This window comes from Filibacter tadaridae (genome assembly GCF_900609045.1).
In the GTDB taxonomy this organism is placed as follows: domain Bacteria; phylum Bacillota; class Bacilli; order Bacillales_A; family Planococcaceae; genus Sporosarcina; species Sporosarcina tadaridae.
This window is the reverse complement of sequence record NZ_UXAV01000036.1, coordinates 105,764-129,051: the sequence shown is the minus strand read 5'-3', so window position 1 is coordinate 129,051 and position 23,288 is coordinate 105,764. Positions and strand designations below refer to the sequence as shown.

16 protein-coding genes and 1 other RNA gene are annotated in these 23,288 nt (G+C 38.2%); 4 read left to right on the top strand and 13 right to left on the bottom strand.

Going from position 1 to position 23,288, the window contains the following annotated elements:
- Positions 1-18: 18 nt before the first annotated feature.
- Positions 19-486, top strand: coding sequence for a hypothetical protein (locus FILTAD_RS07175; protein ID WP_124069794.1), 468 nt, complete (start codon positions 19-21; stop codon positions 484-486).
- A gap of 299 nt (positions 487-785) precedes the next feature.
- On the opposite strand, the gene FILTAD_RS07170 is transcribed toward FILTAD_RS07175, so the two are convergent.
- Both FILTAD_RS07170 and FILTAD_RS15965 read right to left on the bottom strand, forming a co-directional pair.
- Positions 786-1,586, bottom strand: a complete 801-nt coding sequence (locus tag FILTAD_RS07170; RefSeq protein WP_124069793.1) for a GGDEF domain-containing protein — start codon at positions 1,584-1,586, stop codon at positions 786-788.
- Positions 1,587-2,019: 433 nt separating this feature from the next.
- Positions 2,020-2,169 (bottom strand): hypothetical protein, encoded by a 150-nt coding sequence (locus tag FILTAD_RS15965; RefSeq protein WP_203229672.1) that lies wholly within the window; start codon positions 2,167-2,169, stop codon positions 2,020-2,022.
- 914 nt (positions 2,170-3,083) lie between these two features.
- On the opposite strand from FILTAD_RS15965, the gene FILTAD_RS07165 reads away from it, so the two are divergent.
- Positions 3,084-3,404: a hypothetical protein gene (locus FILTAD_RS07165; protein WP_124069792.1), complete on the top strand. Its 321-nt coding sequence runs from the start codon at positions 3,084-3,086 to the stop codon at positions 3,402-3,404.
- A 308-nt stretch (positions 3,405-3,712) separates the two neighbouring features.
- Here FILTAD_RS07165 and FILTAD_RS07160 read toward each other — a convergent pair whose 3' ends face one another.
- From FILTAD_RS07160 to FILTAD_RS07130, 8 genes are all read right to left on the bottom strand, one after another.
- The gene (locus FILTAD_RS07160) at positions 3,713-4,867 is read right to left on the bottom strand and encodes a GIY-YIG nuclease family protein (protein WP_124069791.1); all 1,155 of its coding nucleotides are present in this window, start codon (positions 4,865-4,867) and stop codon (positions 3,713-3,715) included.
- Positions 4,854-6,785 carry a DEAD/DEAH box helicase gene (locus tag FILTAD_RS07155; protein ID WP_124069790.1) on the bottom strand — a complete coding sequence of 644 codons (1,932 nt, stop codon included), beginning with the start codon at positions 6,783-6,785 and terminating at the stop codon, positions 4,854-4,856. Before FILTAD_RS07155 ends, FILTAD_RS07160 begins: the two co-directional genes overlap by 14 nt.
- Positions 6,782-9,544 carry a DNA methyltransferase gene (locus FILTAD_RS07150; protein WP_124069789.1) on the bottom strand — a complete coding sequence of 921 codons (2,763 nt, stop codon included), beginning with the start codon at positions 9,542-9,544 and terminating at the stop codon, positions 6,782-6,784. The genes FILTAD_RS07155 and FILTAD_RS07150 overlap by 4 nt, the downstream gene beginning before the upstream one ends.
- A 670-nt stretch (positions 9,545-10,214) precedes the next feature.
- Entirely contained in the window at positions 10,215-10,361 is a 147-nt protein-coding gene (locus FILTAD_RS15800) for a hypothetical protein (RefSeq protein ID WP_160117581.1), read from the bottom strand.
- Positions 10,362-10,913: 552 nt separating this feature from the next.
- Positions 10,914-11,330 (bottom strand): hypothetical protein, encoded by a 417-nt coding sequence (locus FILTAD_RS07145; protein WP_124069788.1) that lies wholly within the window; start codon positions 11,328-11,330, stop codon positions 10,914-10,916.
- Between the two features lie 438 nt (positions 11,331-11,768).
- Positions 11,769-14,708, bottom strand: coding sequence for a hypothetical protein (locus FILTAD_RS07140; protein WP_124069787.1), 2,940 nt, complete (start codon positions 14,706-14,708; stop codon positions 11,769-11,771).
- 766 nt (positions 14,709-15,474) lie between these two features.
- Positions 15,475-16,197, bottom strand: a complete 723-nt coding sequence (locus FILTAD_RS07135; RefSeq protein WP_124069786.1) for a hypothetical protein — start codon at positions 16,195-16,197, stop codon at positions 15,475-15,477.
- 737 nt (positions 16,198-16,934) lie between these two features.
- Positions 16,935-18,125 (bottom strand): RES family NAD+ phosphorylase, encoded by a 1,191-nt coding sequence (locus FILTAD_RS07130; protein ID WP_124069785.1) that lies wholly within the window; start codon positions 18,123-18,125, stop codon positions 16,935-16,937.
- A gap of 174 nt (positions 18,126-18,299) precedes the next feature.
- Between FILTAD_RS07130 and FILTAD_RS07125 the strand changes: the two genes are divergently transcribed.
- Positions 18,300-18,554 carry a MerR family transcriptional regulator gene (locus FILTAD_RS07125; RefSeq protein ID WP_124069784.1) on the top strand — a complete coding sequence of 85 codons (255 nt, stop codon included), beginning with the start codon at positions 18,300-18,302 and terminating at the stop codon, positions 18,552-18,554.
- A gap of 103 nt (positions 18,555-18,657) precedes the next feature.
- Entirely contained in the window at positions 18,658-19,830 is a 1,173-nt protein-coding gene (locus FILTAD_RS07120; RefSeq protein WP_124069783.1) for a site-specific integrase, read from the top strand.
- Between the two features lie 134 nt (positions 19,831-19,964).
- On the opposite strand, the gene ssrA is transcribed toward FILTAD_RS07120, so the two are convergent.
- The 3 genes from ssrA to rnr form a co-directional block, all read right to left on the bottom strand.
- Positions 19,965-20,324: a transfer-messenger RNA gene (gene ssrA, locus FILTAD_RS07115) on the bottom strand.
- An 82-nt stretch (positions 20,325-20,406) separates the two neighbouring features.
- Entirely contained in the window at positions 20,407-20,874 is a 468-nt protein-coding gene (gene smpB / locus FILTAD_RS07110) for an SsrA-binding protein SmpB (RefSeq protein WP_124069782.1), read from the bottom strand.
- A 48-nt stretch (positions 20,875-20,922) separates the two neighbouring features.
- Positions 20,923-23,253, bottom strand: coding sequence for a ribonuclease R (gene rnr, locus FILTAD_RS07105; RefSeq protein WP_124069781.1), 2,331 nt, complete (start codon positions 23,251-23,253; stop codon positions 20,923-20,925).
- Between the last annotated feature and the right edge of the window lie 35 nt (positions 23,254-23,288).

Below are 23,288 nucleotides of genomic sequence, written 5' to 3'. Positions count from 1 at the left end.
GAGAGGGGGAAAAGAACAATGGACAAGGAATTAACGGAAGCATTGAAATCCATTTTGGATGTTGCGTTGCAGCCGATCCATCAGGAATTGAAATCCATAGATCAACGGCTTGACGGGATGGATCGGCGGTTTGATGGGGTGGATCAACGGTTTGATGGAATGGACCAGCGGTTTGATGGGATGGATCAACGGTTTGATGGAATGGACCAGCGGTTTGATGGGATGGATGGACGGATTGATGGGATGGATGGACGGATTGATAGTTTAGAAAGCGAGTTAAAGGAATTCCGTGCTGAAACGAAGACGGCTCTTCAAGTTATTCAAAGCGGCCAGCAAGGTACGCGAACAGAAATGACCCAACGCTTCAATGAAACGAAAAAAGGGCTGGAACGACTCGAATCCGATATTGAATTCACATATCAAAAAACGGCGATGCATGATTTAAAACTCAACCGGATTGAAAATAATCCTACCGAAAACCAGTAATAATTCTACCACTGAAAATTATGGGCTTATAGAAAAAAGGTGCCGATCCCAACTGACGAAAGCCAGTAGGAATCGGCACCTTTTAGTGGTGGGTACCTGTGCAAGATCGTATTCAATCAATTCACTACAATTACATGTTTATAAGTCGGAGATCAGACAAACGTTATATCACCTGCATTACTATACAATTGTGTGAGTTGTTTATCGTTTTTTCTTACACAGGTACTCACACAACCTTTATCCAATAAAAAAAGCACCGATTCCGACTGTCTCTAGCCAGTTGGAATCGGTACTTTTCATTAAACATCCGCTATCGTATTCGTCATCCCATATGTATTATCTTTTCCATCGTGTTGCTTATATTTCTCTTTATAGACATACATATTAGAATCCGCTACGGCAATCAGTTCCTTCAGTGATTCTTCATCCGTCGGGTAAGTCGACCTACCGATGGAAACCGTAACCGGTCGATGATGCCATTCGTAACTCTCCACTCCCTTCATGAAAGTTGTTATTTTCCGTTCTGCATCGGATTCATCGGTATACGTAGAAAAAATCAGAAATTCATCTCCACCCCATCTTGCGATTATATCCTTTTTACTAAAAGAACCTGTTAAGATAGCCGATAGTTGCTCCAACACAAAGTCTCCGAAATTATGGCCGAAACTATCATTGATCTCTTTGAAATCGTTTACATCTATTACAAATATAGCACACTTTTCATCATCTTTATGAGCATTCTGAAGCAGTTTGGAGGCCTTTTCCCATACATACCGTCTATTGTATAGACCGGTAAGGGCGTCGTGTGAAGATAGAAAAACATGGGTATCATAACGTCTTCCAAAAAACCATGCCACCCCTAAAGGGATCAGTGCGGGAAGCGGAAGGATATGCACGACATCCCCGAAACGCATTTTCACCATTTCTCTGATAAACAGGAGAATTCCACCAACAAAAACAACTCCTGTGATTCTACCTTTATAACTCACGTGGATGCCTTCTTTCTTCACTGATACGCTAGGAATAATGGAAGTGTACTCTGAATCCTCACCGACTCCAACAGGTAATTCCTGTTGAAAGGTAACTTCACACCAGTTCATCCTAAACGCCGTAAAAAAAACACTTCAAATTTGGATAATACAGTACTTTACGGCAAATGTCCATATGTTTTGATTATAGAAAAGAGCTGCACTGTTTGGGCTTGGGCGTGACACCAGTCCAACAATTCACTTCAATTGTATACCAATGGAAGATGCGATTTCCGGGATTCACTTCTTTCATCCGACTCCAGAAATGCGGGACATTCCCGGCACTGTCTTCCTGAAGCGACCAAATCAGTGACGGGTACCTGTGCAAGTTCGTATTCAGTCAATTCACTACAATTACATGTTTATAAGTCGGAGATCAGATAAACGTTATATTACCTGCATTATTATACAATCGTGTGAGTTGTTTATCGTTTTTTCTTACACAGGTACTCACACAATAAGAAAAACATAGGAAGATTTTAGTCCTCCTATGTTCTCATTCGTATTATTTATCTGTTTGTTTTTGCTTTTTTTCCAAATACGCCGTACGTATTTTTTCAAGTTGTTCCTTTTTATCAAATTGGGCTGGCTTGTTTTTTTCATAATACTTTGTCACAGCCGCCTGCCCTTTGTAATCCAATTGATATTTTCCCACTTTGTTCACCTACTTTTCTTGTCTTTAAAGAGAATCTATTCAACAAATATAATATACCTTATTTCACTGAAATAAACTTGTTTACTTTATTAGTGTACTCCCTAACCTTATTTCAATACAGGATTTTTTTATATTCTTTTTTTTATTTTTCTTCAAAACTGTCCTTCAATTACTAGTGATGGGTACCTGTGCAAGGCCGTATTTAGTCAATTCACTACAATTACATGTTTATAAGTCAGAAATCAGACAAACGCTATATCACCTGCATTATTATACAATTGTGTGAGTTGTTTACCGTTTTTTCTTGCACAGGTACTCACACAATTAAGACTGACAGTGGGCTTCTGTCTGGCTTATTGCGGGAGGCATCCTCGAGCGCCGAGCGTTGTTGAGTGTATTCATTATGTCAACATATATAGTAAAATACCTTAGTTCAACATGAATAAATTTAAATGGAGAATATCGACTACGCTTTTGACCACGTTCGATTGATATTCAATGACATCATATGAAACAAGGCAAAATAAAAAACCCTTGATAGTCAAGGGTTTTGATACCATATGAAATCCTATGAATTTCTAATATGGAGACGGCGGGAGTCGAACCAACTGTTGCTAGAAAGGCTATAATGCCAGTGTTTATAAGGGTTTATAGCTACTGTTGAAAGTGTTTGACTACGCTTTTGACTACGTTCGACAGATATTACGTTGCGGGGGCAGTATGATTACTTTAATAAACTTAGCATTTAGGCATCCCAAGCTATTCCAAAGGCCTTAATTGTAAACTCACACATTACACGTATAAGAAAGACTATGTGAACAGATTTACGGTGTATGCCCTGATGCTATTCCAACAGATCCTCACAAGCAAAATTCATTATTAAATTTTCATCAATTGAAGGGAGTCATAAAAAGATGTCTTACAATACACAAACCACTTCTTCAGAATTACTAATAAAATTGATTAAGGACGAACAACACCAAATAGAACTCGATACAAGAGAGGTAGCGGAGTTAGCTCGAATTGTAACTGACTATGTAAAAAGAATTGAAACTGTCAATGAAGTTTCAGATGTAGAGGTAATAAGCAGCCCTCCATATCGTGAAATAAAAAAGAAACTTGGTGACCTTGAAATTGCAAATGAAAAGATGAATTTCAGGAAAGGGCTTATTCGTGATTATATCCATCGATTGTATTTAATAAATGGCTACTATACTAGTGAGTGGATAGAATAGGAGCAACCATTCCACATATACTATATTAAAGATACAGTATGATGACTTTTATTAGGATCACCACAGAAAACCGCTTATTGTTAAGGTTTGCAAAGCAGAAAGGTGGTTATCAACGAAAATAAGTTTTGTTTGATAACCACCACCCTGACCATAATAGCTGTTAGAGAGAGGAGCTCCCAGCTCTTCTCTCTTTTAATATTTACATTCATTCTTACGCTTTAAGAGGAGAAATGATAGCGTGAAATGACCAAGCAGTAAATTATTCCGAATTCAATGTTGCACAGGCACCCAAAGTTAATAAATTTGAATTAACTATTCAATTTCACAATAATCTCATTTATGCTTGTTTCAATTTCAGCCAAAGGAACCAAATACCATTCTTTGGGGTTTTCAATTTTTCCATTTGCTGTTGGAACAGAAATTTGTAATTGCTTATCTTCAAATCTATGATGAATTACTGTTTCTAGTTTCTGAGCACTAAAGTTTTGAACTTCCCATGTCGCAATAACTTTTACAGGTGCATATAGGTAGGTGGCTTCATTTTCAGCATTAGCAATGCGTTTTTCAACACTTCCACCAGCAAAACCAATCTTATAAAGGTTTTGATATTTTGATACTTCAGGATTTGAGCTAAGAGATCTGACTACATAAATATATCCGGTAGTCAGATATTCGGTAGCTCTTTCTTCAACGGTTGTTTCTCCCATAACATCACTCATTACTTCGGTTACCATTCGACCGTGACGGGCTTTATCAAAGAGATTTGATGCAAATGATCTCAATAAAATCCCTTTGTTTTCAGTTCCATTTTCATAAATAAGATGAAGCTTTGCGTTACGATAACCATTTTTATCTATATAATAATCACCTACAGATAAAACGTAAAGGAGAATTCCATTATCAACATAAAATTTACCTGGTATAATGTTTTTTTCTGTATCGACAGGTATTATCTTTCGAGTACCATTTGCAATCTCTTTTTGAACAAGTTTAAACAGAGGCTCATATTGTTCGAAATGGCTAGCCCGTTTCCGAACGCTATATTTATCAGCCGCACTAATTGTTCTCTTGTATCTCGACACATCAAGTAGTGAATCAACTTTATCTTTTTTCTCAAAAAATGTATCATCATTAAGAATATCATCGAGGGATTCGAGATTTTTTTTCGGATTTTCTAAAACTGTATTTTGACTATCAAATAAGTTTAGTTCATCAATCTCAGCGAGTTTCTTTATCATTTCTGGCTTGTCACGATAGCCTTTAAGTCTGGAAAATAATTTTCTTTCGGTCATATTCCGAGATTTCTCTGGTTCTTTTCCATCATGACTTTTTATCCATTCGATAATCTCTTGAAATTTTTCAAACTCCGGGTCAATTCGCTTAACTTGTTTATTAGGCGTTTCGGCTATTAGCTCATCAAATATTGGGTCTGAAAAAATATCTTCAAGATTAAACTTGTCCATCCTGTCTCTCTCTCCTTAATTGCTCCAAACGTAATAAAGCATAGGCTAATCTTTGCTCGTATTGGTCTGAACTAGACTTAACTGGAATTCTACCATTTTCATTTTTAAATTGAACAATTTGAGGATACAACATAACTAATTCATCCTCAGAAAAAGTAAATTTTATACCATCCATATAATCTTGGATAAAGCGTAAAGTTGGTGCATCAATTTCCTTTGAAATAACCTCATAAGCACGCTGGAAAGGATTCACTTCATCAATCAAATCGATGGCAATTTCATCAATATTTATAAACTTATTCGCCATTCTAAGAAATTGGTTTCCGCCTGTTCCTTCTTCACGGTCCGCAGACTGAATGACAGCTTGTGCAACTAAGTGCTGACGAACTTCCTCAGTTTCATCATTTGACAAATCAGGATAGGTATTCATTATCACACGCGGTATAAGTTGTTTATTAATCACTTTTGCATCGACACCAGCAGCTATAGCTTGCTGAATTTGACTGTCTTGTAAAATAGTCGCTTTCAAATCATTCAAATCACTTTGAATAATATTTTTTGAACGATCAGTACTTGGCTCTTTTAAACCTTTAATGAAAATATCTGTTCCTTTTGATTTTTGATCATCATTATCTTTACGCTTAAAGTTAAAGTTTGGAGCTAATACAGATTCCATCAAAAGACTTGCAGTGATTGCCTTCATGACATTATTAACCGCAAACATGACCTCATCATCTTGAGCATCTGGTTGGGCAATTAAATTGGTGAATTGTGCATGAGTTTTATTTGAACTATCACGAGTCACACGCCCAATAATTTGCACAACTTCAGTTAATGAATTACGATAACCAATTGTTAAAGCATATTCCGCGAAAGGCCAGTCAAATCCCTCTTTTGCCATACCAAGAGCAATGATAATATCCAAGTCATCAATTTCAGACATATTTCGGATGTATTCTTGAACCTTTTCACGGCCTTCTTCATTAACCAAATCAGCAATTTTTAATACTCGACCAGATTCTTCAGTTACTAGCCAAAGTCCTGTATTTTCATCAAATTTCGCATCACCTAATTCTTCCAGAATACGGTCAACTTCATCATATTTATCTTTTGTAGATTCCCCGGAATTTACATTTGGAATATGAATAATTGTTTTCTTTGAAGTATCTAGAACTTCCGAAAGCGCATCAGTATAGCGACCTCGATAAAAGCTATAGCCCATCGCAAAACTCTTTAGATATTTATAACCTTCAAGTTGTTCATAATAAGTATAGGTTACCTTATCAAACTTTTGCTCGTCGGTAGGATCCAGAATCGGGACTGAATCGCCACGAAAGTAGGAGCCAGTCATCGCAACGATATGTGCAGAAGAATTCCCCATAATATTACGCATCGCATTACCAAGTACAGAATTTTCACCTTGTGATACATGATGAAACTCATCAATGGCAAGTAAAATATTATCGAAATCGGAGTCATTCAATTTCTCAAAGGCAAAACGTAAAGTCGCATGAGTACAAACCATAATATTATCTTCTGGGTTTGTAGAACGAATAAAATCAACAAACTGCGACACTTTACTTTCACTTGTTCCACGGTCCGTAAGATTGTTTTTTGGACTAATAACCCAATCAGAGAAAAAGCCAAATTTGCCGAGTTCTGTGGTTTGAAAAGATTTACCTATCGAACGTTCTGGAACTGCAATAATTGCTTTTTTTATGCCTTGATTTGTGAGCTTATCCAAGGCTACAAACATCAACGCTCGTGATTTCCCTGATGCAGGGGGCGCTTTAACTAATAGATATTGTGACGCACGTTTCTCATAGACACGTGCCTGCATCTCACGCATCCCTAATGCATTTGTGTTTTGGCTTTGTCCAGTACCATTATAATTAATTTCAAAAATATTCGATGTCATTTTTTCTCCTCACTAACCATTTCTTGATAAAGTTTCAACAATACACTCAATCGTTCCTCGTCGGATTTAAAAGGTTCTTGCTTATAGGCACGCTCCACAATGCCATCAATCTTTTCATGTGCTTCGCGTAATCGTGCGTTCATTGCTTTATTCGCACCGCCGTAAAGCTCAGCAAGTGTACCACCTTCTTCCTCACGGACATCCAGCATCTCTAAAACGGCTTCTTCTAGGATATTTTTACGGTTTGTTGAAAGCTTTGGAATAGGGAAAGTATTGTAAACCATGCCTGCGGAATAGCGATAATCCGTTTTCAATCTGCCACCAACCGCTCGAAGCCAGGTCATATGCATGCGAGATTCTAGGATGCCAAGGAGCCAGATTGGGGCGTTGTATACCGCCATTGCAGAGTCTGCGACTACTGATTGATCTGTGAAATATCCCATTGGCACATATTCACGGGACTCTGATGATGTTCGTGGAATTAGTATATAATCTTTGTCTTCATATCTGCATTCTCCAAAGCGATAAGGATATTTTGATAACTCTTGAGTGGAAGTCCTTTTACTATTTTGCCGATATTTCTTTACAGCAGTTGTTCTTTTTAATATCAATTGATTATCTGCATGCTTTTCAAAGTCTTTTTGGGTCATCCATAAAGCATATCTATAACTACCATCTATAAAATCTTTTCCACCAATGAATTTTTTTATAACTTTTCTCAAATCAGGGTATTTATCAATAACTTCAAAATACTCATCAGTACTAAAAATCAAATTTCCATTATCATTCGCCATACTTCCAAAAACAACTTTGGGTATATCAGATATTGGACTACTTTTTTCTGAAACTAGAATGTTTTCACCATCTACCAAGTAAGCATTTATTCTTTTTACGGTTCTAGCAACCTCAGTTTCATCAAATAAGTATTTAAACTCACTTTTCCCAATTGAGCAAATTCCAATGATCGCAACTATAACACCTGCATTGTTGCTTGCACTGTTAGTCCATTTAAATGAAGTATAAGCGAAATTTATTTCAACGTTGTATTTAAATATTTCATTCCAAAGTACGGCAACCTGCTGTCCTTGGTTTATAGAGTTAGTGGTGACGAATGCAAGTTTTGCATTCACATGGTGAATAAATTTTGCTCCTTTGATAAACCAACCAGAAATATAATCCAACTGTCGGTGATTAGGAACATTTAAAAATAAATTATCTAGTTCTTTTTTTTGATCCTCAGTTTGCCGTTTGCTACCGATATATGGTGGATTCCCCATGATATAGACTTCATCATTTTCCTCATGTTTGACAATTTCATTCCAATCTATGCGTAAGGCATTATCGTGTACGATATTCCCTGATTCCTGGAGCGGAAGGATTCTAGGTTGATAGTCCGCTAGGGATTCAATCATCTCTACATTCATTTGATGTTCAGCAATATAAAGAGAAAGTCTAGCTACCTCATGTGCAAAATCATCAAGTTCAATACCTGAGAATCGGTTAAGTCTTATCTTAGATCGCTTGAGCAAATCTCCTTGATAAACATTCTTTTCATTTAAGGCTTCCTGAATTTCGCGAATTTTAACAAGGATTTTGATTTCGAGTCTGCGAAGCTCTTTGTAAGTAATAATCAAAAAGTTACCAGAACCACAGGCAGGGTCTAAGAACTTAATTTTACTCATTCGTTCAAGTAAGCTATTTAGTTGTTTTATAATATCTCGTTGTTGTTCACGTTTTTGTTTTTCGGTAATTTCGCGTTCTTTGTAATCATCTGAACGGTCAGAAAGCCTTTGGTACTCTGCTTGAAGATTGTCTAAAAATAGTGGTTTAATCACTTTCATGATATTTGGCATACTCGTGTAGTGCATGCCTGAAACTTGACGTTCTTCTTTGTTAGCAACAGTTTGAATCATTGCTCCCAAAATATCAGGATTGATTTCATTCCATTTGAGCAATTCACCTGCTTCGATGAGTAGTTTTCGAGTAAGAGTGCTAAAATTCAAGTCGTGATGTGATTCTTTGAACAATTCCCCGTTTACATATGGAAATTCTTTCAACCGTTCAGGGATGTCATGTCTTTGGTTTTCAGGAACATCTAAAATTGAAAATAAATCTTTGATGACTGAGTTTAAATTACTACCATCGATTTCGGTCCTTTTTTTAAGGATATTAGTAAAAGAACCTTTTTTGATAATTCCTGTATCCTCAGAGAAGTACAAGAAAAGAGAACGAATCAAAAAAAGATTAAATGATTTGCCATCAGCTTCCTCTCTCGCAAGCTCAGGATTGATTTTAACCAATTCATCATAGAGTTTTGTGAAACGCTTAGCAGCTTTAATATCTGCCGGGCTTTCGTTTTGGTAATCTGCTTTCTCAATACCATTCCACGCGAGAAAAAAATCGGCGGAAGTGGGCAAGTCTTCGAAATTAATAGCGAGCGAATCATTTGATTCTGTATCTTTTGCATAAAGCATTTCAAAATCAGTTGTGATGAGATAGCGAGGCTTTTGATTTTGAGTTACAATTTCTTGCCCGATTTCATCAATAGCGTGTAGTGGATTATTTTCAACCTCTCGATAACGAACTTTATTTCGTATCAAAAAATCGCCTTCACTTGATTTTGCACGTGTGATGCTTGTTTTAGGTATATCAAAAAGTCCCAAAAACTCTTCAATAAAAGTTTCTTTGTTTAACTTTTCAATTATTTTTTTTGTTTTATCTTCAATTTCTGTGATAGAAAATAAATTTTTCTTTGTCATTTGATTTACAGTCCTTTACTCAGTTGGTATTGATACTATTATAACAAATTTTATCGCCCCACAATTTGAACCGCCTATTTTTTGGAATACTAACAAGATACTGCGCCAAATTCAACCACATACAAATTCCTAACACTATTATTAGTTTATGTGCACTTTATCTTAATATAAAAAACTAAATTTGTTGTTTCTTAAATTGTAGCATTAAGTAGACGTCTTTTGTTATGTATGTAGTATTCTTTAACCACCTCATGATAGATCCATAGAAAACAGAAAAATAGGCGCCAATGCGGGAAACATACATGAAAGTTTAAGCAATCATGTTTGTTTTTTGCATTGGCACCTATTTAAATGTACTAGCCTATCTTCAATCATAAGGAAGTGACAGTCTTCCTACAACGACTTATTTCTTCCAATATTCCTTTTTACTTTTTATAAAAATGCACAGTCACTCACACAAAATCATTGCCTAACAATTAAGGGCACTAATTTATTTCAGCCACCCCAACTTATTTGCGTCTATATCTCATCCTTCATTATCACTAAGCTTCCTAACCCGTTACCTTAAGACACCTTGCCAGATCACCCATATGACTTCGGGGACAATATCAACCATCTGTATCCCCCTCCATTTTAGAGCTGTTACCGCTTCGCTGAGTATCTTTCTGCATTAATTCTTGCTAAGCTTCTCTAGAGTCTCGCCATGCGTTCTTACAGCTTTTTCGTAGATTTCCCGGATTTTGATTTTTCTATCCGCTTCAGTTTGTTTTTGCGTTGCTTGCATATCTTCATTATCCTTTTTCTTCTCATTTGACAATGGATCTCCCTCCTACAATGGCTTATTTCTTCTACTATACCCTTTTTCCTATCATTTGTTATCTTCCAGCTTTCGCTTCTTCATAAACGATCCTAACGGCCTTAAACGTTTTATAAAACGCTAGCAATTCACCTCATGGTTAGAATTCAATACATTCGTTCGAACAGAGGCGGCGTCCTATACAATTCGCATCATAACTCGTAACTAGTATGTTCCCAAGTTCATTCGAACCAATAAAAAAAGCTTCCTTAAGGAACAGGGGGAGAAAAACGCAACGATTGAGAGCCTATTAAAAATTACTAATGCACTGGGGATTACATTAGAAGAGTTATTTAGCAATACCCAAACTGGTCCGAAAACAAATAGCTTGGAAATGAGTCAAATTATCACGTTACTAGAAAACAGATCCCTAAAGGACCAACGCACGATTCTTGGGTTACTCAATCTACTTATCGATTGGAAAGGCAATGATTGATTAATCATTATCTAGTTATACGTAAAAAGCTGTGTAAACTCACATTTAGAGAGTAAACACAGCTTTTATCACTATTCTCACGCTATACTTTCAACAATAGTTGATACTTTGGAATATGGTTCCTGAGTAGTGTATCTTGCTTCCTTAAACTCCCGCTCCGCCACTTCATAAAACTCTCGTAACAGTCTTCGATCCTCCATAATCCGTTTACGCCGCTGTAGCAATTCATTTCGTTGCTCATTAAAATACCTATCTGAACAACCTTTAGAACAGAAGCGGCGTCCCATTCCATTCGAATCATAACTTGTAACTGGGATGCTCCAAAATACATCTGCTTCATCACTAGCCACTTTCTTTTCACAGTGATAGCACATGAAGCTCCAGGGCTTCGTTCTATCTTTCCTAAAATATTTCTTACGATACCCCTCTTCTAACTCTTTCAGGGTTAAATCAACCTCTGCTAGCTCCAGCATAAGGCTAAAATCTAGATCCATCTAATCACACTCCCCACATAGTTTCCTGGCTTTCTGTATGCTCCCCCATTACCAAAAGGCATAATTAGTATATGGTTAAAACCCAGTTCTCTACCAACTCTAAAAGGCGGGACAATTTAAGCCAGAAGTAGTTAGATTTGAATTTGTACAAGTGGATCATCTATTGAAAGGACACACAAAAAGGTTTCGGCAAGCTACTTGAGGGTTATACTATACGGCATGGAAGATTGCTGCAAGACGGGGAGGCTCATTTGTTGCGTGTTGGTGCGTTGTCAAACAACTAGAACGCACCACACCTCTAGGGTTTGCGCCGCTGAGAGAATGACACTCGGTTATTCACATGAAATATTTAAAGTATTTGACATATGATATTTATCGCGTATATATACGATAAAAAAGCATGTCCCCTATGCAATTCAGGTGTACATGCTCCCTTGACTATAAGACAGCTTGATCAAGCTCTACTTCCAATCTGTCTACCTTCTTATATTTTCGGTTATTTACTTCAGCTATACTGTGTTCACTTAACAGCTTGGTATATAACTTCTTCTTGGCAAGACGTCGTAGCTGCCTTCCCCCCGCCTCCCCTTCTAGTCCTAGCATATCCCGTAACTTGACTTTTGTAATAACTTCACCTAGTTTTAGAGCCTTGAAACATTTACTCAATTTCTCATACCATTCAGGGTAAGTGCCGGACATATTCCAATCCTCTACTTTGCACCCGGTAAAATAGTGCCGTAGGATGTTTACAAACGCTACATCTTTTGTCATCATATATACTTTCGCCTGCGCTGTAGCTCCATTATTCCGAATGCAAATACGCAATATGTCTTGTATCATATCAACTACTTGATCATTCAACTTGATTGTCTCTATATCAAGGTCATTAAAACGACGTACATCTTTTCTCTTTTGCACTTTGGTATCTTCTACCTCCCCACAAATCGCTTCATGCTTATTAATATAAGTTGGATCTCCTTTGTGTGTTATCCCCACTAATACTAATGCCGTACAGCGTGAATAATCGTTAGATCCCTTTACATTTCCGAAATGATTAACGAGCACACGACCTTCCTTTATTTCACGGCTTAACTGGTTTTCCAAGCTACTTTTATGCGGTTTAAAGCACAACACTAATACTGTTTCTTTGGTAGAAATGATACTAATATTACGAGCAAAGTCTACTAAAATCTTAGCGTCCTTAATCAACTTCGCCTTACCAGATGACATACTACAATCTACAAAGAAAGTTAAATGTTCATAGGACTTAACAGGCGGCACATCTAACATTTGATGGCTTTGCAGTGCTCTGTATTCCATATCAACTTTGGCAGTACCATCTAGTATCGTTACATGATAACCTGAAAAGTCATACTGTACAGTTCTATTCGTCTCTTTACTCATGATATTATGTAGCGGATTATAGTTTACCCGCCCACCATTTTGAATGACATATTCGATGTCCTTTAATAGGTTTACATTGTCACCTGAATATTTCTTGTACCATGTTTTACTGTAGGGAAAAACAAAGTCAGGGTTAATAGGCAACAGTTTTTCACCACTAGAAGCCCCCATCAATTGCTCCCGTAGTTGGTTAATTAGCGCCTTTGTTTCAACCAACTCCTCCACTGGGATATCCAATGACAGTGCATGTAGATCATATAAAAATTGGTCAAAGTACGGACGATGCACTGAAATAACCTCCACAATAGGCGGCTTCTCATCAATTATAATGCGTTTGCGCTCATATTCATTACCATCTATACATCTCCACTTTCTGTACCTATCTAACCCACCCGCCTCCATTTTCAATCTAGCGTGCGTCATAATTACAATAGGATAGCCTTTCTGTTCTTGATGTTTTCTAGGTACCTTACAGCCTTCCTTAAAAGGGCAACTCCTGCATTCACCGTAATGATACTTTTTCGGCTTCTTTTTACAGCCCTTATATGTATAAGCACTTTCCATTACGAACGCTGCTGATTGGGTTCTACATTCTGGAACATCTCTCGCTTTTCCATCCGCCTCTATAAATACGCTATACTGACCTAATTGTTCAAGTAGCCATTTAGCTGTCTCTATCCGCTCCACAACAAGAATTGTGCCCGACTCTACTAAATTCTGATCCAACATATATTTTAAATGCGCCACCATGATTGTACTTTTCCCCCCGCCTGGCTCCAATGGGCACACAGTAACCCCGTCCGTTTGCAAGTTTAATTCATGGATGATATTCGCAAATATATCGGTAGTAGTTTTATTAACAACAATGCCCCTACCTTTCATCGTACTTACGACTTTATCTAAAACAGCTTTTACATGGCCTGTTGTAAGAACCTTCGCTGGCTGTAGTGGTACTAATTCAGTAGACTGCATATCGACTAATGAAATCTTTTCATACTCTTCGGCTATTTTATCATCTAGCTTCTTACACAATGCTTCAAGGTCAGTCCACCCTTTTGCCTTTGCGACCCACCTCAAGGATTTGCCTTTATCAATAGCACAATCTAACCCTGCCCCACCATTAGAACAACGACATACTAAATTTGTATAGTACATAAACGCTGAGGGAGTACCATCGTCATGAATAGGACACTGATAAGACAATTTCCCATCATACTCTGTGTAAGATAAACCTTCTAATTCTAACCATCCGATAAGGCAATCAATAATCTCCCTCACTTCTTTTGTGTATTCTCCATATAACGATGAATCATTGTCACGAACTTTTTTAGTACTTTCCGGGAATGCCTCGGATAACTGCTCTAGTGTATAAACATGACTTGGTTCAAATAATACGATTTCCTCTGTGTATACCACCCCTTTTTCAGCAAAGTCTTTGTAGTTATTTGTAAAAGGCAATCGAAAAGCCGCATTAATGTTGGTTTTGGTGGTATCCCCTTTTAAATACTCTATTAATTGCCTTTGAATATTTTCGGCATAAATCTTGCATTCATTTAATGCTGACTTATTTGACCTATCCCACCTGGCGTTTTTAAGTGCATATAGTAACTTATATCCTCTCCTTCCGGTGTAAACGAGTGTAGGAGGGAGCGGTGCAGAATTTATCAGTTCAAGTTGCTCCTCCTTACTTCCACTATCCAAATCCACAAAAAGAAACCGTAACCCATCAATATCCGGCACTAATTTTGCTCCATTTGGATAAAAGCAAAACGCACGCATTTCTGCCTCACATTTCTTTGATAAAATGGGTAATTCATATTTTATAGTATTAATATGTAGAACCTCACTTCGGGTATTAGGAAGTTTAGCCAACTCTTCTAATGGCATCCCTTTCTTATTGTCAAAAAACGCGAAAGTAGGGAACATTTCTCTCCCGTGTCTCAAATAATCAATTGCGCTTAATAAATCCTTCATTTTCTTTTCCTCCTGTAAAAAGAGGACACTTTCTTATATATATAATAGGAGAATGTCCTCTTTTATCGCTTCTATGTTTTAATCCGCATCACTTTTCACGAAAATGTCCCCATAGGTACCACATGCCCCTCGTACAATGTGGCTTCAACTGTTGATTTTCTGGATACCGGGGTGGTCATTAAATTATTCCTACTACATCACTGTTTTTTATTCGTGATGTACACAATGAGAAATTGACAAACGATAACGTGTGATGCTGAATTCAAAGGTTATCGTTTTATACCCAAACACCTATTGGTTATTTACCACTACAATTTGCTGTAGCAATAAACCACTTCACCTCCTACACTTGCTATATACGCCCCCTTTTACGTAGAGTTAAGGAGGTAATTATCCCCAATACCTTTTCACACATTCATGTGCAGACATCGTTATCCCAAAAACTAAAAGAAAGCAGCTGTTAACAAAGTAGATTTGCTAACAACTGCTTTTATAGGTTGGATTTCAATTGTTTGTAATTGGAAGTTTCTGTGTATATGTCATTTTGAGCTCTATGCATATCAGAATGGGCGGCGGGGTGGCCAAGCGACAAGGCACTGTATTAACCATATTAGAGTGTGTGCCTAGTATGTAATGAAGCACTGCCACTATTATGTATAAAACTAACGGCTAGATTCCCATAAATAAAAAAGGGCTCCAATAAAGATTGAGCCCCAATTACTTCTATATGTGTTTCGAATGAGTTAACCGTTTTGCCCATCGCATACTACTGTAGATGGTTCTCCATCTTATTTTCATCAGATTCCATTAATCGATTTTCACGGTAGCAATTATTATGCTCATAAATGAACCCATCTTTTGCATTACACGCTTCCATAAACATCTCAGCCTCCATCTTTGCCTGATCAATTTCTATTACTTGTATTACGTTTTTTATGACGGCATCAATAAACTTTAGTTTACTTTGGGAAATACCAGTAAATCCGGCTACAAAGCATAATATAGCCCCTAAGGTTCTCACATCCATATGTTCTACATTGATAAATGAATGCAACTTTTTACTTAATTCTTTTATGAACTGTAGATCTTCTAGCTTATTTACCGCAAATGGTTCATTAAATTTATAATATGTGTGATCGCCATTACCACTTGAAATTGCGTTGGATGGCGATATAGGTAGTTGGTTAACTATTTGTGCGGCCTTTTCAAAGGCTGCATGTTTGGGGTCAATGTCTAACTGTAAACCCGGCACATACGAAACATCCTTTACCGTCCCAAATTTACAGCCACGGGGTGCCACACTAAGATAAACGATTAATCCTTCTTGTTTCCCCCCTTCAATAAACCAGGCAAGCATCAGTTCATTTATATCTTCAACCGCAACAAACCATTTATCCCCTATTCCCCCATCTGCTATAAGGCGGCACTCATAATCCCCTTCCGTTTGGTTAAACCAATGCTTAAAAAATTTCATTTCTTGATTATTCATGTTTGTAACTCTCCTCTTGTTAGTTTGATTAGGCTTATCGCCTTCAATAGTCATATACGCCGTGTATTTAGCTGAGTTAAATACTTTTTTAAAATCCGCACCACTTTTCACGAAAAAGTTTCCGTAGGTATCACGGAGCACCCGTGCAATGCCGCTTCAACAGTTGAACCCGTAGGTACTGGGGGGTAATTAAAATATTCCTGATAAACCATTGATTTTTATTCGTGATGTACACAATGCGGGATTGACAAGCTATAACCCTTGAATATGTGTTCAAGGGTTATAGCCTTGATAGCAGCCCATTGATTATTTACTGCTCTATCATGTGACGGTTACAAACCGCCTCTCCCTTCCTGTTTGCTATATACGCAGGCTGTTTAGCATAGTTAAATACCTTTTTATCCCTACCTTCATTTCTCACATTCATGTACAAACATGGTTATCCAGAACATAAAGAAAGCAGCTATTAACGAGAACCGTTAACAACTGCTTTTTTGAGGTTGTATTCATTTATTTTTGATGCGGCATGTCTATATACATGCTATTTCGAGCGTTATTCATGCCATTATGGGTGGGACTCGTGAATGGCAAGCCACTTTATAAAATTTAAGATATCCATACCAGCATCAATCCTATAGAAAGCATTGAGATTGTTTTGTCGTTTTTATCTCAATTGTTCAATACCAATTACTAGATAGGTCAAATTCAAAATTGATGTATCTTAATCAGGATAGTAATCAAAAAAGGTCCCAATTAAAGCTATCCCCTTCTACAGGTTCATGCTCAATATATACTTGTTTAGCCTTATACAACCGGCTACTTACCCATGAGGCTTTTTCTTGATTAAATAAACAATAATTTATCCCTTTTTCCAATGCACTACTATATGCAAGACCTTCAAAATGAAGTGATTTCGCTAGCTCCGCAACATATTGTGTGGGTATATAATTAAAATATTTCACTTCCTCATCAACAGGGGTTGAGAGTTCCTCATTTACTATATTAGTTAACGAATAAAGCCTGAACTGTTCAAAAAGTGTTTTACCGTGGAATGTTGCGTTGTTAAATGAAGAGATCCGAATATCCTTATTAATCTTCACGATAGCAACTGATACTTCCTTTCCCTTATACGGTCTCACCTCCGTAATTGCGGTTTCTAGGTTATCAGCTAAATATAGATAGGGAATACCCTTTGGATTAATTCGCCCCTCAGAAACTAAGTGTTTGGGGGGACTCATGATGTTAATGCCTTCATATGGTGTGATTCTACTATTCCCCTGCTTCCCAAGCCTTGCACGGATACGTGTTTCGCCTGCTCCTAAATACATTTCATTAGTTTCTAGTATTACAATAAGAGATTCTTTTAGTTGATTGTCAATCCCGAAACCAAACCGATTACCATGTTTTATATTTTCTTTAAAATCCCCCCAACTCTTTAATATACCTTCTTCAAAATGAACGCCAAATTTTCCATTCAACAAATCTCTACTTATGTACTCTTGGAATAAGTAATATAGCAGTTCTTTTCCAGATGCAGGTAATAAAGACACACTTAATAAATCTATTTGTTTGGTGAAAAATCTTTCTAATTCGAAGCCTAAATTATTAGGTTTAAATTTATGCGCCCAAAAGTACATATTTTTACTAAAAAAGCTATCTTTAACATCAAGTGTTCGGACACTTTGGGAATTACAAAATGAACAGTTCCCAACTGTACCTTTTTCTTGGATATGTTTTTTAAATGGCGCATAATTAAAGCAATTTTCACAGCAAACCTTCATTAAAACAACCCTCCAGTACATTGATTGAATATCAACTAATAGGATAACACATTCAGGTAATTGCAAAAAGACGTGGTTATCTGGTTTGCTAGGTTTCTTTCTGCCAGCCTTCACACTTTTTTTTGAAAACCTATCTACAAGTTTCAAATTACACCGCTTGATCAACCGTTTATCTTTTAATAAAGAGATGGTTGTTTTATTTCCTATGTCATGCCACTAATCTTTTTTCAAATTCCATTTAACTCCCCTCCCCCACCTTCGTATAACTCTACATAAGCAATTAAAACATTGCGGGGAGCAAACGAGGAGGAGCGATTACAAATGAATGAAACGCTAACGAACACAGACATAGAAGACATTGTAATAAAGGCCGTACAGAAGGCATTACAAGCCGCACAGCATCATTTTATGGATAGCGGGTGGCTTTCCCTAAAGGACGGTGCCAAGTACGCAGGGGTCTCTTACAACACGTTTATTAAGTTCCGTGAGATGGGCTTACAGGTATGTGAAATAGAAGGGATCAAGCGTGTATCGTGTAAAGAGATTGATCGTTTTTTACAAGATCATAGTTTTTAATCATTATGTATGAGGATTTACCATGGGATTCGGTTATAATATCCCTAGAGGTAAATCCTCTCTTTAATCATTTGCCCCCGCAACTGATTCAGGAGGAATTATCATGGTAAAGAAAAAAGTATCACCCATCAAAAGCTACAAGCTTAAAAACGGTGATTTACGATACGAGTTCCCGGCTTATTTAGGTGTTGATCCGCTTACTGGTAAACAGAAGCGCACATTGAAGCGTGGCTTTAAAACACGTAAGGAGGCGGAGCTAGCCTTAGCTCGTATTAAGCTGGATGTTGCAAATGGTACGTACCAACAAGAACGTGCTGAAACGTATCAAGAAATTTACGACTTATGGGTAAAGCAATATGAAAAGACTGTTGAGGAAAGTACATTTGTAAAAACAACAGGCCTTTTTAAAAATCATATACTTCCTGCAATGGGTGCTTATAAAATTGAAAAGATACATGTGGATGTATGTCAGAAGCATGTGGATGAGTGGGCGGCGAAGTTAAAGAAGTTCCGCATGGTAAAAGCGTATGCTGCAAAGGTGTTAGACTTTGCGATTAAACGTGGATATATACAAACCAATCCCTTTGCACACGTAGATTTGCCCGCCACCGCCTCTAAGAAGGCCCTTGTAAACGATGACGATGAGGCGGAGAATTTCTACACTCGTGAGCAGCTTATCAAGTTCCTATCATGTTTAGAACAAGAAAGTAACTACAAAGCATATGCTCTCTTTCGATTACTAGCGTTCAGTGGTATGCGTAAAGGTGAAGCGTTAGCTCTTACGTGGAATGACTTGAACTTCACAACAAACGAGCTACGCATTAATAAGGCCCTTTCACGAGGTAAGGATAATCAGCTATATGTGAAATCTACGAAAACAGGTGTTGCTCGTACAATCAAAATGGACGACAAAACAATGGCTGTGTTAAAAGAGTGGAAGAAAAAGCAGAAGCAAGATTACTTAGTATTGGGCTTTAATACGTTGCAACCAAAGCAACTTGTATTTAGCAATGAGCACAACGAATATATGCAGCCTACAAAAACCCGTAAGTGGATTTTGCATGTACAGGATAAATACAAGCTAAGCACAATTACCACACATGGTTTACGTCATACGCATTGTTCATTGTTATTTGAGGCGGGAGCCAGTTTGAAGGAAGTGCAAGATCGTTTGGGACATAGTGATGTACAAACGACGATGAACATCTATGCACACGTTACGAAGAAGGCGAAAGAAGAAGCAATCCTGAAGTTTGCCAACTATATTGAGATGTAGATGGATGACTACGCTTTGACTACGTTTTTGACTACGTTCGATTGATATTCATTGAAACTAGATGATATAAGGCAAAATAAAAAACCCTTGATATACAAGGGTTTTGATACCATATGAAATCTGTTGATTTCTAACTATGGAGACGGCGGGAGTCGAACCCGCGTCCAGAGGCTCTAACACTTAAGCGTCTACGCGTGTAGATTGACTACTTAATTTCGCGTGGCATTCTGCCATCAATCAGGGCTTCTTGTACGCTATCCTGTGAATCTCTTCCGTCTGCCTCAGGAGGCAACAGCCGTCGTATCCCACTAAAGGTTGAGCCTTACAACGCCACATGGGCGATGAAGCTGCAAGGCAGATCCGTCAGCTTACGCTGCGAATGCTAGGTTGTTGTTTGTTTTGCCTGTTATTATAAGGTGTCGTTTCTGACGGAGCCGAACCCTCCGACGCGCAACTCAAGCTCAGACGACCCCTGTCGAATCCGTAACGTCCCCGGAATGGGAATGTCAGGATAGCCTAGTTAAAGACTTCTGAACTGCTGTACTTCACTTATCATACCATATTTCAGCGTACTTATCAATACTGTTGTTTTGATTTGAGTACACGGGCCATTTCCCGTTTGGCATCTTTTTTCTTCAAGTCTTCACGTTTGTCGTAGTTCTTCTTCCCTTTACCGACACCGATGAGTACTTTTGCAAATCCGTCTTTCACGTACATTTTAAGTGGGACGATCGCATAGCCTTGTTCCTTCGTTCGACCGATCAATGTACTGATTTGTTTTTTATGAAGCAGCAGCTTTCTAGCACGTAACGGATCGTGATTGAATTGATTGCCATGGTCATACGCACTAATATGCATATTGGAAATCCAGGCTTCGTTATTCCGAATCCGTACAAACGCGTCTTTCAGCTGTACTTTGCTATTTCGGATGGATTTGATTTCTGTTCCTTGTAGCACAATACCTGCTTCAATCGTCTCTTCAATCGCAAAATCATGGTTCGCTTTTTTGTTCATAGCAACCACTTTGCCTTGACCTTTCGCCATTCCATACACCCCTTATGAAAACACGGGAGCGGCCGAAGCCGCTCCGGCTTACTTTTTCTTTTTAGGTTTATTTTTTTTCGTTTGTTTCGCTACACCTTCGTAAAACTTTTTCTTTTTATTATATGTCCCTGATTTCTTATTATCCTTTGATTTATCGCCAGTTTTAGTATCCCCCGATTTTTTCTTCGCATGGATAACTTTCGGGTTCTCTTTACGTGGACGATGGAAGGACTGCTTCATCCCAACGATTTCAAAGTCGATAGCAGATTCTTCAGGCTTCACGGCAACGACTTTCACCGTCACTTCATCGCCAAGACGGAATTGCTTGCCGGTATGTTCGCCGATCATAATCATCTGCCTGTCGTCAAAGCGGTAATAATCGTCTGTCATATAACTGACATGTACAAGTCCTTCAATCGTATTTTCCAGTTCAATGAACAAACCGAAGTTTGTAACGGATGAAATGATGCCATCGAATTCTTCTCCGATTTTATCGAGCATGAATTGCGCTTTTTTCAGCGATTCCGTATCCCGTTCCGCTTCAACTGAACGACGCTCACGTTCCGATGTATGTTCAGCGATTTCGGACATTCTTGCATCCCAATGCGCGAGTGTCGGTGCGGAAACATCCTTTTCAAGTAAATACGTCCGGATTAACCGGTGGACGATTAAATCGGGATAGCGTCTAATCGGTGATGTAAAGTGCGTATAGAAATCTGTCGATAAACCAAAATGACCCAGACTCTCATTGAAATACTTCGCCTGTTGCATGGAACGTAAAAGCATTGTCGAAATAACCGTTTCTTCCGGCAATCCAGCGATTGATTCATTGATTTCTTGTAATGCACGCGGATGGATCTTATTTCCCGTCCCTTTAACGACAACGCCGAAATTAGTTAAAAACTCGAATAGGCGTTGTAACTTTTCCGCTTTCGGATCTTCGTGAATTCGATATAGGAAAGGTACTTGTAGCCAGTGGAAGTGTTCTGCAACTGTTTCGTTGGCAGCTAACATGAATTCCTCTATTAGTCGTTCTGCAACTGTACGTTCCACGATAACTACGTCTGTAGGCCAACCTTTTTCATCCACAAGAATTTTGGACTCTTTAAAATCAAAGTCAATCGCGCCGCGGTCCATTCTTTTTTGTTTTAAAATGCTTGCAAGTTCCGCCATGTTATTGATCATCGGAACGATTGCCGCATATCTAGTCATAAGTTCTTCGTCTTTTTCTTCGATGATTTTATAGACGTCCGAATACGTCATACGTTCTTTCGTACGAATAACACTTTCGAAGATTTCGTGTTCAAGTACTTTACCGTTATGATCGATTTTCATCGAACAAGACAAAGTGAGACGATCCACGCCCGTGTTCAATGAACAGATTCCATTTGACAGTTTGTGCGGAAGCATCGGGATAACACGGTCCGTTAAGTAGACACTTGTGCCACGTTCATAGGCTTCTGCATCCAATGGCGAGTTCTCCTGGACATAGTGACTGACATCCGATATATGGACGGACAGCGTGAATGTTCCATCGTTGTTTTTGACGACTGATACAGCATCGTCCAAGTCTTTTGCATCTGCACCATCAATCGTAAAGGTGATTTCTTCCCTTAAATCACGGCGTTTGAATAGTTCTTTTTCCTGTACTTCATCTGGCACTTTATTGGCCTGATCCAATACTTCTTGAGGAAAGTCGACTTCAATTCCGTGTTTATTGATAATGGAAAGTATATCAACACCTGGGTCGTTTTTGTGCCCTAGAATTTGAGACACCATACCCGTTGCAGATTTCAATTCATCCGGCCAGTTCGTTATTTCAACGACAACCTTATGACCATCCACTGCGTCTAGTGAATCGCCTTTTGCGATGAATACATCCATCGGCAATTTCTTATCGTCCGGAATAACAAAACCGAATCCTTTGTTGTCCTGATACGTGCCGACTACCTTTGTCGTATTCCGTTCAACAATTCTTGTTATTGCGCCTTCTCGTCTATCACCTGATGTACCGTTTGTGACCCGGACAAGGACGGTATCTTTATTCATCGCACCATTGACTTCATGTGGCGGAATGAATATATCGTCCATTCCTTCCGTTTCCGGTGCTACGAAACCGAATCCTTTGGCATGCCCGATAAACTTCCCACGAACAAGGTTCATGCGTTCAGGTACACCGTAACGATTCGTTCTTGACCGGATAATCTGCCCTTTTTGTTCTAGATGTACAAGCATTTTCACCAGTTCTTTGAATTCTGCCGCTTGTTCAAATCCCATCAGTTCTTGGATTTCCTGTACGGTAAGCGGTTTGTATGATTCGTCTTTCATTAGAGACAGCAATTTTTGTTGCATGTCCTTTTCAAAGTTATCCAATTGCATCCCTCCTTTTATTAATAAAGCATGTTCATCTATTC

Coding starts and splice junctions, on each gene's coding strand:
- FILTAD_RS07125 (WP_124069784.1), top strand. CDS start 18,300: ATGAATGAAACGCTAACGAACACAGACATAGAAGACATTGTAATAAAG.
- FILTAD_RS07155 (WP_124069790.1), bottom strand. CDS start 6,785: ATGACATCGAATATTTTTGAAATTAATTATAATGGTACTGGACAAAGC.
- FILTAD_RS07135 (WP_124069786.1), bottom strand. CDS start 16,197: ATGAATAATCAAGAAATGAAATTTTTTAAGCATTGGTTTAACCAAACG.
- FILTAD_RS07140 (WP_124069787.1), bottom strand. CDS start 14,708: ATGAAGGATTTATTAAGCGCAATTGATTATTTGAGACACGGGAGAGAA.
- FILTAD_RS07150 (WP_124069789.1), bottom strand. CDS start 9,544: ATGACAAAGAAAAATTTATTTTCTATCACAGAAATTGAAGATAAAACA.
- FILTAD_RS07120 (WP_124069783.1), top strand. CDS start 18,658: ATGGTAAAGAAAAAAGTATCACCCATCAAAAGCTACAAGCTTAAAAAC.
- FILTAD_RS07175 (WP_124069794.1), top strand. CDS start 19: ATGGACAAGGAATTAACGGAAGCATTGAAATCCATTTTGGATGTTGCG.
- FILTAD_RS07170 (WP_124069793.1), bottom strand. CDS start 1,586: ATGAACTGGTGTGAAGTTACCTTTCAACAGGAATTACCTGTTGGAGTC.
- rnr (WP_124069781.1), bottom strand. CDS start 23,253: ATGCAATTGGATAACTTTGAAAAGGACATGCAACAAAAATTGCTGTCT.
- FILTAD_RS07145 (WP_124069788.1), bottom strand. CDS start 11,330: ATGGATCTAGATTTTAGCCTTATGCTGGAGCTAGCAGAGGTTGATTTA.
- FILTAD_RS07160 (WP_124069791.1), bottom strand. CDS start 4,867: ATGGACAAGTTTAATCTTGAAGATATTTTTTCAGACCCAATATTTGAT.
- FILTAD_RS07165 (WP_124069792.1), top strand. CDS start 3,084: ATGTCTTACAATACACAAACCACTTCTTCAGAATTACTAATAAAATTG.
- smpB (WP_124069782.1), bottom strand. CDS start 20,874: ATGGCGAAAGGTCAAGGCAAAGTGGTTGCTATGAACAAAAAAGCGAAC.